Source organism: Pedobacter gandavensis (assembly GCF_014172405.1).
GTDB classification, from domain to species: Bacteria; Bacteroidota; Bacteroidia; order Sphingobacteriales; family Sphingobacteriaceae; genus Pedobacter; species Pedobacter gandavensis.
In genome coordinates this window covers 288604-302021 of the sequence record NZ_WNXC01000007.1, presented here as the reverse complement: position 1 = coordinate 302021, position 13418 = coordinate 288604, and the positions used below count along the sequence as shown (strand labels likewise).

General features: G+C 39.0%; 14 protein-coding genes. 5 read left to right on the top strand and 9 right to left on the bottom strand.

The genetic code is table 11. From position 1 onward, the window contains the following. Window positions 1-56: 56 nt before the first annotated feature. Window positions 57-644, bottom strand: a complete 588-nt coding sequence (locus GM920_RS18565; RefSeq protein WP_182960243.1) for a TetR/AcrR family transcriptional regulator — start codon at window positions 642-644, stop codon at window positions 57-59. A 237-nt stretch (window positions 645-881) separates the two neighbouring features. Beyond that, window positions 882-1562 carry a (d)CMP kinase gene (gene cmk, locus GM920_RS18560; RefSeq protein WP_182960241.1) on the bottom strand — a complete coding sequence of 227 codons (681 nt, stop codon included), beginning with the start codon at window positions 1560-1562 and terminating at the stop codon, window positions 882-884. 81 nt (window positions 1563-1643) lie between these two features. Between cmk and arfB the strand changes: the two genes are divergently transcribed. Beyond that, window positions 1644-2054 (top strand): alternative ribosome rescue aminoacyl-tRNA hydrolase ArfB, encoded by a 411-nt coding sequence (gene arfB / locus GM920_RS18555; protein ID WP_182960239.1) that lies wholly within the window; start codon window positions 1644-1646, stop codon window positions 2052-2054. Here arfB and GM920_RS18550 read toward each other — a convergent pair. The 3 genes from GM920_RS18550 to lon all read right to left on the bottom strand — a co-directional run bounded on the left by GM920_RS18550 (window position 2051) and on the right by lon (window position 6116). Then, window positions 2051-3013, bottom strand: a complete 963-nt coding sequence (locus GM920_RS18550) for a lipid A deacylase LpxR family protein (RefSeq protein ID WP_182960237.1) — start codon at window positions 3011-3013, stop codon at window positions 2051-2053. The two genes, arfB and GM920_RS18550, sit on opposite strands and share 4 nt — an antisense overlap. Before the next feature lie 61 nt (window positions 3014-3074). Next, entirely contained in the window at window positions 3075-3605 is a 531-nt protein-coding gene (locus GM920_RS18545; protein WP_182960235.1) for a hypothetical protein, read from the bottom strand. 39 nt (window positions 3606-3644) lie between these two features. Next, window positions 3645-6116, bottom strand: coding sequence for an endopeptidase La (gene lon, locus GM920_RS18540; RefSeq protein WP_182960233.1), 2472 nt, complete (start codon window positions 6114-6116; stop codon window positions 3645-3647). Window positions 6117-6493: 377 nt separating this feature from the next. Between lon and GM920_RS18535 the strand changes: the two genes are divergently transcribed. Next, window positions 6494-7120, top strand: a complete 627-nt coding sequence (locus GM920_RS18535) for a tetratricopeptide repeat protein (protein WP_182960231.1) — start codon at window positions 6494-6496, stop codon at window positions 7118-7120. Window positions 7121-7196: 76 nt separating this feature from the next. On the opposite strand, the gene GM920_RS18530 is transcribed toward GM920_RS18535, so the two are convergent. The 4 genes from GM920_RS18530 to gpmI all read right to left on the bottom strand — a co-directional run bounded on the left by GM920_RS18530 (window position 7197) and on the right by gpmI (window position 11263). Next, window positions 7197-7592, bottom strand: coding sequence for a response regulator (locus GM920_RS18530; RefSeq protein WP_182960229.1), 396 nt, complete (start codon window positions 7590-7592; stop codon window positions 7197-7199). A 68-nt stretch (window positions 7593-7660) separates the two neighbouring features. Continuing rightward, window positions 7661-8899 (bottom strand): PAS domain S-box protein, encoded by a 1239-nt coding sequence (locus GM920_RS18525; protein ID WP_182960227.1) that lies wholly within the window; start codon window positions 8897-8899, stop codon window positions 7661-7663. Between the two features lie 313 nt (window positions 8900-9212). After that, window positions 9213-9743 carry a hypothetical protein gene (locus GM920_RS18520; RefSeq protein ID WP_182960225.1) on the bottom strand — a complete coding sequence of 177 codons (531 nt, stop codon included), beginning with the start codon at window positions 9741-9743 and terminating at the stop codon, window positions 9213-9215. After that, window positions 9743-11263 carry a 2,3-bisphosphoglycerate-independent phosphoglycerate mutase gene (gene gpmI, locus GM920_RS18515; RefSeq protein WP_182960224.1) on the bottom strand — a complete coding sequence of 507 codons (1521 nt, stop codon included), beginning with the start codon at window positions 11261-11263 and terminating at the stop codon, window positions 9743-9745. The genes GM920_RS18520 and gpmI overlap by 1 nt, the downstream gene beginning before the upstream one ends. Before the next feature lie 173 nt (window positions 11264-11436). Here gpmI and GM920_RS18510 point away from each other — a divergent pair, with 173 nt between their 5' ends. The 3 genes from GM920_RS18510 to plsY are packed head-to-tail and all read left to right on the top strand — an operon-like array spanning window position 11437 to window position 13408. Continuing rightward, window positions 11437-11829, top strand: coding sequence for a DUF4783 domain-containing protein (locus tag GM920_RS18510; protein WP_182960222.1), 393 nt, complete (start codon window positions 11437-11439; stop codon window positions 11827-11829). A 36-nt stretch (window positions 11830-11865) separates the two neighbouring features. Next, complete coding sequence (gene nadC, locus GM920_RS18505; protein WP_182960220.1) at window positions 11866-12708, top strand: carboxylating nicotinate-nucleotide diphosphorylase; 843 nt, start codon at window positions 11866-11868, stop codon at window positions 12706-12708. A gap of 52 nt (window positions 12709-12760) precedes the next feature. Beyond that, window positions 12761-13408 carry a glycerol-3-phosphate 1-O-acyltransferase PlsY gene (gene plsY / locus GM920_RS18500; RefSeq protein WP_182960218.1) on the top strand — a complete coding sequence of 216 codons (648 nt, stop codon included), beginning with the start codon at window positions 12761-12763 and terminating at the stop codon, window positions 13406-13408. Window positions 13409-13418 lie beyond the last annotated feature (10 nt).

Genomic DNA, 13418 nt, shown 5'->3' with positions numbered 1-13418 from the left:
TTTTATGGGTATTGTTCTTTTTTGTTTTTTAAGCTGAAATAATATGTTTGTGTTGTTTAAGGGAAAATGGTTTCGTAGATCAGTTGTTTACGGTCCTCCATCAAAGTCGCGTACTCTTCATCATTCATGCCAAATAACACTTTATGGAGTGGTGCAGTAAGGAATGGATGTGCCATTAAAGAAAATAAATTTAGCATAAACTGTCTTGGGTCCATTTTCTTTAAGGTTCCTTTGTTCATTTCATCCTCCACTTCCTCCATAAAAAGCTTTACTTTTTTATGTCTGGATTTCTTGCCATGGATATCGACATTTCTGTTCATTTCTGTAATGATGAACAATTGACGAAAAGGGTATTGGGCCGTTTCTTTAATGAATACCGAAATTAGATTTCTGATCTTTTCTTTAAAAGGCATTTTGGATTCAAATACTTCGTCCAGTGTGCAGACAAAGCCTTCCTGCGCTTCTGTGAACACCTGATCAAAGAGGATGTCGCGAGAGCGAAAGTAATAATTTACGAGTGTGCGGTTGACTCCTGCAGCGTCGGCAATTTCCTGTGTAGTGGCATGTAATTTACCCTCCGCAAAAAATAAGTGCTTGGCTGTATCTTTAATTAATTGTTCCGTACCAGTGTCGCGAGTTGACATATACTTTTAGTTTGACAAATTTGTTAAACAAAAGTATTAAACCTTCTTTTGAGTTAAAACATGGAATTGTAATGTTTAGGTTAAGAAAGAGTTTGTAACTGATTATTGACAAAAAAAAGGGCTAAAAGCCCTTCTGTATTGGTGATAATTACCTTCGTCAATTAAAATAAATAGGTTATTCTGGTCATTTTTACTGATCCCGATTTTTGCTTTGCCGGATTCAGAATAGCTATTCCCTTATTCCGGGAAATGAAGTTTTACCTGTTCCAAGGCAAATTCCAGTTGCTGCGCTTCGGTGATTTCTGTATTGTCAAGAATCACTGCATCTTCTGCACGAGTCAATGGACTTTCTACGCGGGTAGTATCCGCATAATCACGGTGTGCAAGATTTTCAAATACTTCTTCTAAACTGGTAGAAGTATCCCCTTTACTTTGCATCTCTTTAAAACGACGCTCTGCTCTGATTTTTGGATCAGCAGTCATGAAGAATTTTACCTGCGCATCCGGGAAAACAGTGGTGCCAATATCGCGGCCATCCATCACAATGTTTTTGGACTTTCCCATACGCTGCTGTTGTTTTACCATGTCTTTGCGAACAAATTTATTCGCAGAGACTTCACTTACAGCTTCGGAAACCGGCATCTGCCTGATTTCTTCTGATACTTCTTCTCCGTTTAAGGTAATGTGCGACTGGTAATCTCTCGAATGAAAGTTCAGTTCTATATGTTGTAAGGCGTCTTTTACAGCTTCAGGGTCATTAATATCTACGTGATTGCGAATAAAATAAAGCGTTACCGCCCGATACATCGCTCCGCTATCAATATAAATGAAACCTAGTTTCTTTGCCAATGCTTTCGCTAATGTACTTTTTCCACATGATGAGTAGCCATCAATAGCTACAACCAGATTTTTCCTCATATCCGGCAAAGTTAGTATTTTAAGGAATTGTTGGTTCAATTTTTTTAAAATGGCTGATTTTCTTTAGCTACTTTTACCGGTATGTTACCCAATAAAGAAGATATCCTTAAAGCAGTCACCTTTAAAACCTCACGAAGCGGAGGTAAAGGCGGACAAAATGTAAACAAGGTTTCCAGTAAAGTTGAGCTTATTCTACACATTCCTTCCGCCGTTTTTTTTACCGAAGAAGAGCAATCGTTATTAATGGAAAGATTAGCCAATCGCCTCGATCAGGATGGAAACCTCCACGTCGTTTCACAGGAAGATAGAAGTCAGCTGATGAATAAAGAAAGAACCATCCTGAAACTGATCGCCCTGCTGAAATCTGCGCTGCACATTCAAAAGAAAAGAAAGCCTACCAAAACACCAAAATCGGTGATCAGGAAAAGGCTACAGGACAAACAGAGCGTTTCCACAAAGAAAACCTGGAGGAAACGTCCTGCCCTGGACTAGTCGAATCTGTAAAAAATACTGATACTGCCATATTGATGCGCCCTCGCTGTGCTTTTTACTTCCTTGGTTTTGAAGATCATCCCAAAGTCAAAGGTAAACCGCTGACTGCTATAATTAAATCCCAATTGCTGTGCAAAAACAACCGGTTTAACCCCGAAAGTAACCGGGCTGTTGTTGTTGAACATACTCCCTTGTATGGTCGCATCATAAGCCACAAAATTAAGCTGCGGTTTGGCATAGAAAAACAGTTCAGACTTCACTAAGTTTTTTGTTTTGGACTGATTCCCGATGAGGGCATTGGTATAAGCAGCATTGAAAAGCTGATTAATCCGACCTGCACGGAATAAAATACCCGCTCCGGCACCACTAAATGTGGTTCCAACATTGGCATAGCCCTCAAAAGAGAAGTCAGCAGCCTGATCTTTAAAACGATGTAAAAGCTGGGTATACTGTGCAGATAAGTTCAGTTGCATCTCCTCTTTAATCTGATAATCCCAACCTTTCAGTTCATAGAAACCAACGGTCTTATGTAGCAACTCCTGACCTTTCTCCGCCAGGGAAGCCGGACCCGTTACGCCAACCTGTACACTGGTTTTTAAAATGCGCTCATTTTTATAAAACCAGTTCAATCCACCTTCCGCATATAAGTAGCCCGCAAATGGGCGGTCTTGTTTTGCAGGATCCGGTGCATCACCAGAATAGGGGTTGTACATTTTTTGGCCTATAGCGATTTCATAAGTTTTCTTTTCCAGCTTTTCAGGAAGCCCAGTTTGATCTAAAGCATGGCGGAAATTTATAAACAAGCCATTGGTATAATAGCGGTCAGAACCTTGCATCAGGTAAGAGTCGTTGTCGCTTTTGAAACCAAACTCATTTTTGAAGCTTTGTGCCGAAACCGGATTCACTGCTAATAAATAGATCAGAGATAGTGGGAGCAGTGCTCTGCGGATTACTTTCATGATGATTATCTAAAAAAAAACTCCGGCGAATTTGCCGGAGTTGAATATCGTATTTTTTATGTTAAAAAGTATAGCCTAGACTCAGACCGCCATAATAGGGTAGGAAGAAGTCTCTGCTAAAGACCGGACTTAAGCCAATTCTGAAAGCAAAACCACTATCTTCCGGTTGTACCCGGTAGAAGAAACTCATGGTTCCAATTACATTACTTTCATTTTTATTGAAAAGCACCTCTGCATGACCACTTGTTGATATATAACTCGCACCCAGACCAAGTTCAAAGTACTTCCCATCCTTTCCAAGGAGGTAATTCAATGATAAAGGAACCGTAGTTACTTTATCGCCATCTACAGAAAAGTATCCAATACCCGCACGGCCACCTAAACCATCTCTCTTATTGAAGAACCTGGAGTCATAGTTTGCTGTAAAAGTTAAACCCTGACCACCCAGTTCAATAAATATGTTTTGTGCCCTCGTAGTGCTGGCTGTACTCGTAGGAGTACTTGTATTGGTATTATTGTTTTCCTGAGCAAATAGCTTAGGGATACTGATGACGGATAAAAATAAGGTAACTGTTAATGTTAATCTTTTCATTGTGGTTTGTTTGGTGGCGCAATATTAAGCAAAAACAGCCTAGTTCGCAATCGGCTTGGTTTTTATGCTTAAATCTTGTGCATCCTTTACCTTTTCTTTCATTAACGCCAGCTCAATCACTTCTTTCATCTCCGACACATAATGGAAGTTTAAGTCCTTAATATAGCTCTCCTTGATTTCCAAAATGTCTTTTCTATTCGATTTACATAGGATAATATCCTTGATATTGGCACGTTTTGCCGCAAGGATTTTCTCCTTGATTCCGCCAACAGGTAATACTTTTCCACGTAAGGTGATCTCACCAGTCATCGCCAGATTAGACTTCACCTTACGCTGCGTAAATGCAGAAGTTAAGGCAGTCAACATGGTAATACCTGCAGATGGACCATCTTTTGGTGTTGCACCAGCAGGAACGTGTACATGGATATCCCAGTTGTCGAATAAAGCATAGTCAATTCCGAAAATAGCGGCATGAGAACGTAAATAAGCCAATGCAATCACAGCGGATTCTTTCATCACCTCGCCCAGGTTCCCGGTTAAGGTTAATTTTCCTTTACCCGGACTTAAACTAGCCTCAATAAATAAAATGTCTCCACCAACTTGTGTCCAGGCTAAACCGGTAACTACTCCGGCAACTTCATTGCCTTCATAAAGGTCTTTATCGTAGATAGGGGCACCTAAAATGCGCTCCACATCTTCTATAGTTAGATTTGGTTCATACGTTTCTTCCATCGCGATTTTAGTCGCGACACCACGTACCAATGAACCTATCTTTTTCTCCAGTCCACGAACACCAGATTCCCTGGTATAGTCTTCAATCACTTTTTCAATCAGACTGTTCTTCAGTGCGATGTCTTTTGTTTTGATACCATGTTGCTCTTTTTGCTTAGGCAATAAGTATTTTTTTGCAATTTCAATCTTCTCTTCAATCGTATAACCATTTACTTCGATGATTTCCATACGATCCAGTAAAGCAGGTTGAATACTGCTTAATGAATTGGCAGTTGCAATAAACAACACATTGGAAAGGTCATAATCAGCCTCTACATAATGATCATTGAAAGCAGCGTTTTGCTCAGGATCTAATACTTCTAATAATGCAGAAGAAGGATCGCCTCTGAAATCAGCGCCAACTTTATCAATTTCATCCAATACAAATACCGGATTTGCAGCACCGGCTTTCTTAATCGATTGAATAATTCTTCCCGGCATCGCACCGATGTATGTTTTTCTATGGCCACGGATTTCGGCTTCATCTCTGATGCCTCCCAAGGCCATACGTACATATTTCCTGTTCAATGCTTTCGCAATTGATTTTCCTAAAGAGGTTTTACCAACTCCCGGAGGGCCTACCAAACAAATGATCGGGGCTTTCATGTCGCGTTTAAGCTTCAAGACTGCCAGGTATTCTATAATACGTTGTTTTACCTTTTCTAAACCAAAGTGATCTTTGTCCAGGACACGCTGTGCACGTTTAAGGTCAAAGTTATCTTTGGTGAAATCATTCCATGGCAGGTCTAATAAAAGCTCCAGGTAATTGATTTGTATAGAATAATCAGGTGCTGCAGGGTTCATTCGTCCCAGTTTATCCAGCTCCTTGGTAAAATGTTCTTTTATTGGTAAATCCCATTTCTTCTTCTTTGCACGTATTTGCAAAGCCTCATATTCGAGGTCAGATGAAGAGCCACCCAACTCTTCCTGAATGGTCTTTAATTGTTGATTTAGAAAATAATCCCTTTGCTGTTTGTCCAGGTCTATACGTACCTTAGATTGAATCTGGTTTTTCAACTCCAACATTTGAAGTTCCAGTGTCAATAGCTCCATCACCATCATGGCACGTTCACGCAAATTGCCCATTTCCAGCATCTTTTGCTTATCAGCAACATCTGCATTCATATTTGAAGAGATGAAATTGATTAGGAAAGAAGTGCTTTCAATGTTTTTTAAGGCAATACCAGCTTCACTTGGAATGTTCGGCGACAACTGAATGATCTGCGAAGACATCTCCTTTATAGAGGCTACCATCGCCTTAAATTCTTTGTCACTCTTGTGCTTGGACTCCTCGAACTTACTGATCGTTACTTTAATGTATGGCTCAGATTGAACTTCTTCAATCAGTCGGAAACGTTGTTTACCCTGAATAATCACGGTAGTATTTCCGTCTGGCATTTGCAGCATCTTAATGATCTGCGCCACGGTTCCTACACTGTTCAGTTGCTCAAAAGTTGGATCTTCTATAGAAACATCCCGTTGGGAAACAACTCCGATGATTCGGTTACCTTTATAAGCTTCTTTGATCAGCTTAATAGATTTATCCCTGCCAACAGTAATTGGAATGACAACTCCTGGAAATAGTACGGTATTCCTTAAAGGAAGGATTGCCAATATCTCCGGGGTCTCTTCATTGTTCATCTCGTCTTCGTCTTGTTGGGACATTAACGGGAAAAACTCTGTATCTTCATTTATAATGGGTAGTGCGTTGCTAAAATCAAAATGATCTTGTTTACTCATTTATTAAGTCTTTCTAAAATAAAAACGACATTCTGACAGGATGCCGTCTACGAAATTATTAATTATATTGTATTATCTATATTTTCAACTCCTGTGCCAAAAGAATGTTACTTCCTTTTCCCTGTTAAAAAGTCAGGAATTTCGCTGGATTAGGGAAAACAAGATGCGTAATTGTCTGACCTTTTTTGAAAAAAAATCAGAATAATTCTTCGGCTCATCATATTTTCATTTATTTAGCGTTTAAGAGAGATATTTGTAAATGGTATGATAGTTGCCTTCAAATACCTTTAAATTCCCAGAACCTAAAAATGTATGTACTTTTAATTAGGAGTAGGGAATCAAATCTAAATATATTTAATATTTTTAAATAAAACTTAATGAACTATTTCAAGCAAACCATCCTGTTATTATTTGTCTTTTCTGCTCAAGTCGGCTATGCACAAAACAGCGGCTACGATAAATTAGGCATTCAAGCCATGATGAAGGGGGATTATAAAGGTGCAGTTGGACAATTAGAGAAGGCGGATACTAAAACCCCTAACAATGCGAATGTGTTAAAAATGCTGGGATATTCTTACTTTCAATGTGGAGATTTCGAAAATTCAATCGCTACTTATAGCCGATTGCTGGTTTTGAAGCCTTCAGATTATTCTGCCTACTATTATAGAGGTAAAGCCAGATTGAATATTGCAAATGACCCAAAAGAGTCCCTGAGTCAAATGAGAGATAACTTTTATCTATCCGCAATCAAAGATTTCACGAAGGCTATAGAGATAAATGGGGAAGAAGATATACAATTGATGCAAAATAGGGGATTGGCTTATAAAGATTATGCCATCTATAAGTCTTATAAAGTGAAGAAAGCTGCGGAGAAAGCAGCAGTAGTAGCTTTATTTAACAACTCTATCGCTGATTTTCAAAAAGTATTGGTCGTACAGCCGCTTCGTAAAGACATTATCGGTTTAATAGACTATGTTAAAGCACAAGTTACCAGTCTAAAATAAGGGCACATCAGCGCAAAAAGATGCGCTTTAAAAGCGCTCATGCCTGCTATTGTAACCGCAATAGCAGGCATTTTTTTTATACGACTGCCCCGTCAAAAATTTCTAAAAATTTAGAACGGCTCAATGGCTTTGTCAAAAAATCGGTGACTACAGGGATGCTTTGAGAGCGCTCCAACTCTGATGGAGAAATCGATGAAGAAACGATATAGATCTCTATTTTTTTACTCATCTTTGACTCCAATAATGAATATTCTTCCAGGAAACCCCAACCATCCAATACCGGCATGTTTAAGTCCAGAAAGATAACATCAGGTAATAAATCCGGCTGATCTGCACTCAACTCCAAATCTAATAAAGCTTTTTTTCCATCATCAAAGACGGTTAGGTCGGTACTTAGATTGGCGACCTGTAACGTCTTTCTTGTTAAAAAAACGAAAATGGTGTCGTCATCTATCAGATAAAATTTTTTCATTGGATTATATTTATTCGTTGGTTATTATTCTGTTTATTGGGTTTTTACAGCATCAATCTTATGGCTGCTCATTCTGGTTCCGGGGGTAAGACCTGGTTGCCTTCTGCCTGGTTCACAATCGAAGCAATCGCCTCATTCAATTGGGTGGTAGAGTCTTTTAACATTTGAAGTATATCGATGTGGTCAGCATGCGGTTGTTGTAACATCATTTCTGTTAGGCTCATGATATTCGTTAATGGTGCCCTTACTTTATGGCTTTGAATCCAAGCAATGTCTTTCAGGTCCTGATTTTGCTTTTCAATCATCCTGACATAATTCATTCTTTTTGAAACGTCAGTTGCCAGTACAAGCCTGGCATCAATACCGTCTATGTTCACTATCGTCGTGTCAATTTCTACCGGAAAAAGCTTCCCATTCTTATCTATATGGGTCAGAATACCCGAATATTCCCTGGTTTTGATGCTGCTGAAGATGTCCATTAATTTACTGATTTCAGAAGCAGGTCTAATCTTGGTGATGTTCATAGACAGAAATTCCTCCTGAGAATAACCATATTTTTTAACAGCAGCGTCGTTCACTTTCAGAAAATTGCCGGTGGTTAACTCGAAAATATACATGGGAACCGGATTTGCATCGAAAAGATTCCGGTAATAACGTTCTGAAGCATCTAATTTTTTTACCAATATCGCTTCCTTGAGTCTGGTCTTTTCAAAGCCATTGAGGACGGTATGGATCATAAACACGCTCACAAAGCTGACAAAAATGAAGTTCCAGGAGTAGGCAATCCACAAAGTCAGGTCATAGGTTTCTGATAAAGCATTTGGAAAAGGCTTAAAATGAATGATGAACCCAATCAGCAGACAAATGGCAATATTCACGACCAACGGGATGAACGTTGCTCTCGTGGGAAAAATCATTGCCGTGAAAAAGGTAATGATCAATAAGTATAGCGCACCGGGACCATCAGAACCTACAAATAGGAGATAAGTTACGGCAATCAGATACAATAGGGCAACTACAATGACCATCCTGTAATCCAATTTAATTTTTCTATTTACTACAAAGCCCATAAGAGAAATGATAACCACCACCATAAATATCGGAAAGAATACTTTTCCATTGACGAGCGCATTGATTAAAAACAAAAGCACACCAATCATCCCTAACGGAAGACAATACATAATCGTATCTCTAAATAAATTCAGTTTCCAGGGACTAATGCTGAAAAGCCTGAATTCATGATCAGCTGGAATAACATATAGAAATGTTCTCCTGTATTTTTTCAAGTACGATTGTATTGTTGCCATTTTTCAAGGGATCAATATCTTAACTGAATTTATACCGCTGATATGAATACATTAAATGAGGAATTTATTTCCCGAAATCTGACGTAGCAGTTATCAGGTTGTATATAAACCATTTAGTTGTAAGTCATAAAAGAGACGCTCTTGCTTCTATTAGGCGTTTTGCTCGAAAAACTCCATATATCTACAAGGAGAATATTCCTATTATCATGCCAATATTGTCAAACATTCAGGTATACGAAATTCTCCTCCGGAAAGATGCCGAAGGAGGATTTGTATTCTTTAATAATTTAGAATGAAGCCAATAGGAGCGGTGCTATTTGAACTTACCAATGATGTGGTAATTCTTTTCTGCAAGCAACCTGATGTGCTGGTTCTTTTTTACCTCATATAAACTATCCGGGAAATAATTCAAGGTATCTGAAGAAGTGTATAAAGTATTGGAATTGCTAATCAACAGATGAAGCCCGTAAACCTGACCATTTCTTTTGATCACTTTCAATTCTTTCACTGGAACCTTCTGATTATTGGAGGTATAAATCTCCATGGTATCTGTTTTTTTTACCTGAAACAGTCCTTTCCAGGCTGATTTATTCAGGTCGGCATCAGCAAATATGCTCAATTCCTTTTTCCAGTCCTGGATCTGCAGGTTTTTGCTTTCTGCGGAGTCATTGACCACCACAGTTTTATGAATTTTAGGCTTTCTGAGATTTAATCTCGTCGCTTCGCCCTCAAAGTACCCCTTAAGATCAAAATAAGGATGCAGCTCCTTTTGTTGGGTAGAGGCAGTGTCTCCACAGCCAAAACACAACAAAAGAAAAGCACATAATAACAAATGGTTTCTCATTATACCAGGCAATTACCGGTCATGATCGCTGGTTTCTCAATACCCATGATCTTTAAGATCGTAGGGGCGATGTCTCCAAGTTTTCCATCAGCGATGGTTTTATAATCTTTGTCAATTAAAATACAAGGAACAAGATTAGTGGTATGAGCAGTGTTCACTGATCCATCCGCATTACGCATATATTCCGAGTTTCCGTGATCCGCAAGAATGATGAAGGAATAACCATTTTCTATTCCTGTTTTCACCACTTGCGCTGCACAGCTATCTGCAGTTTCTACCGCTTTAATTACGGCTTCAAAAACGCCGGTATGACCCACCATATCCGGGTTGGCAAAATTCAGACAAACAAAATCAGGCCATCCGGATTCCAGCTCTTTGTTGATCGCTTCCGTAATTCCTGCAGCACTCATTTCTGGTTGCAGGTCATAGGTAGCCACCTTTGGCGATGGAATAAGTATTCTCTTTTCATTTTCAAATTCCAATTCTCTGCCGCCAGAGAAAAAGAAAGTAACGTGAGGGTATTTTTCTGTTTCCGCAATACGGATTTGATTTTTATGGTTTTTCTCCAATACTTCCCCTAAAGTTTCCGAAAGATCATCTTTAGTGAAAACGACTTTTACATTTTCAAAGTTTTCATCATAAGTAGTCATCGTCACATAGTACAATGGCAATTTATGCATTCCAAAATCAGGATAATCATGCTGAGTCAATACGGAAGTGATTTCTCTGCCTCTGTCTGTTCTGTAATTGAAACAGATGACCACGTCACCAGGTTGTATGGTCGCTACCGGATTGCCATCAGGCTGTGTCACTACAATAGGTTTGGTAAACTCATCTGTAATCCCTTCACTATAAGATTGCTCAATAGCCATTACCGGGTTGTTGCTTGCTTGACCAACACCTTTGGTCATCAAATCATAGGCAAGTTTTACCCTTTCCCAACGTGAATCTCTATCCATTGCATAATAACGACCAATTAAGCTGGCAATTTTACCCGTAGAACTTTCCAGGTGATGTTCGAGGTCTTTAATGAAGTTCAATCCAGAATTTGGATCGGTATCTCTGCCATCTAAGAAAGCATGTACAAATACATCGCTCAATCCTTGTTCGCCTGCAGCATCGCATAAAGCTTTTAAGTGATTGATATGGGCATGTACCCCTCCATCAGAAACCAATCCGATGAAATGAACTGCCTTATTATTTTGTTTAGCATAGTTAAAGGCATCCAATAACACCGGGTTTTGGTGTAGTGATTTGTCTTCAATTGCTTTATTAATCCTGCCTAATTCCTGATAAACCACTCTGCCCGCACCTAAATTCATGTGTCCAACTTCCGAGTTTCCCATTTGTCCGGCCGGTAATCCTACCGCTACACCCGAAGCTTCCAACTTAGAATTAGGATAATTTTTCAATAAAGAGTCAAAGAAAGGAGTGTTAGCTGCGTAAGCCGCATCGGAACTGTCTTGGTTCCCGTAGCCCCAGCCGTCAAGAATAAGTAGAACTAATTTTTTATTATTCATCTTGAATTAATTTAATATTTGTCGCACGATTGTCTATCAATCTAACAAATATAAGCGTATTGTGTGTTTTTTTTGAGCCTAATTGTAATTCAACTGTAGTATCTTTGTTTTCGTTGCTGCGGTTAATAATGGCATAATTTATGTAACATTGGCCAGTTAGCCATATAGAGAATATGAAGCCCTTACTTTTTTTTACGATTCTGTTTACCTCTTTTTCTTCTGCTATTGCTATTCAAAGCGATATTATAGACAATCTTTCTGGTTATTTTAAAGCCGGCAACGCGAAAGATGTAGCCCAAAATTTTTCTTCTTCTGTAGAGCTCATCATCATCGATGAAGAAGATGTCTACTCTAAAGCACAGGCAGAGCAGATCCTAAGGAACTTTTTTACCAAATATCCACCGGTAAAATCATCGGTTACACATACCATTAATGCCAACCCGAACTTTAGATTCGGCATCCTTTCCCTCCAGACCAAGAATGGGAAATTTCGTGTTTCGATCACGATGAAAAAATCTAATAATGCTTTTTTTATTACGGAATTGAGAATAGAGCCAGATAAATAATAGTAAAAATGCTATTTTTGGATTTAATTTTAAGTTTTGGATAAGCAAATCATAGATCAATTCATAAAAAACGCTGTTGCCGAAGATTTAGGTGATGGGGATCATACTTCACTTTCTACCATTCCGGCAAACGCACAAGGCAAAGCAAAATTGCTGATTAAAGAGGATGGCATCATTGCAGGTGTAGAGCTTGCAGTAGCGATTTTCAACTATATAGATGATCAGTTAGCAGTCACAGTGAATATTACAGATGGATCAGCAGTTAAATATGGAGATATTGCACTGACGGTTTCTGGTAGTACCCATTCTATCTTGCTTGCTGAGCGACTGGTTTTAAACTGTATGCAAAGGATGAGTGGTATTGCCACAAAAACCAATCATATCGTAGGCTTGTTGGCTGCATATCCTACAAAACTGTTGGATACCCGTAAAACCACACCTGGATTGAGGTACCTGGAAAAATGGGCTGTAGTTATTGGCGGAGGAGTAAATCACCGGATTGGTTTATATGATATGATCCTAATCAAGGACAATCATGTAGATTATGCTGGTGGAATCGCGAACGCGATCAAAGCTGCCAATCAATATTTGGAAGATCAGCAAAAGGATTTACAGATAGAGATAGAAGTGAGAAACCTTTCGGAGTTAAATGATGTTTTAACAACCAGAGGTGTAGATAGAATTATGTTGGATAATTTTAGCTTTCCGGACTTAAGGGAAGCCGTAAAAGTAATCGATGGCAGATTTGTAACAGAGGCATCAGGTGGCATCACCGAAGAAAATGTAGCGGAATATGCGGCTTGTGGAGTAGATTTTATATCTATGGGCGCTTTAACCCACTCTGTTAAAAGTTTAGACATGAGTTTAAAAGCATGTTAAATAACCTAATTCATCAGAATTTGATTCTGTTTTTTTACTATAATTGTAGTTAATGATTTCGGTCTATTCTATATCAGCAGTACTTTTAGCATATCTATTCGGGTCTATACCAACTGCGGTATGGCTCGGACAAGCATTTTACGGTGTCGACGTACGGGAGTATGGTAGTGGAAATGCAGGTGCAACCAATACTTTCAGGGTATTGGGGAAACGTGCAGGACTCGCCGTAATGACGATAGATATCGCCAAAGGGTATACCGCAACCAAACTTGCCTATTTTATAGGGCTATCGGTTACCGGACCACAAAACTCTTCCCAATTTATCAATTATGAGCTTGCACTCGGAGTAACCGCTGTAATGGGACATTTGTTCCCAATATTTGCTGGTTTTAGGGGTGGAAAGGGGGTTGCCACACTTTTTGGAATGATTTTGGCAGTTAACTTTCCGGCAGCAATGCTTTGTGTTCTTGTTTTTGTAGTCGTGCTCTTAACTACCAAATACGTGTCTTTAAGCTCTATATGTGCTGGTTTTACCTTCCCATTGAGCATTATATTCATCCTTCATTCTTCCATTAAATCGGAAGTGTTGTACGGAATGTGTGTTTGTATATTGATTCTGGTTACACATCAGAAGAATCTTGAGCGACTCCTCATGGGCAAAGAATCCAAAGTATACCTGTTTAAAAAGAAAACAACCTAAAACAGAAAAT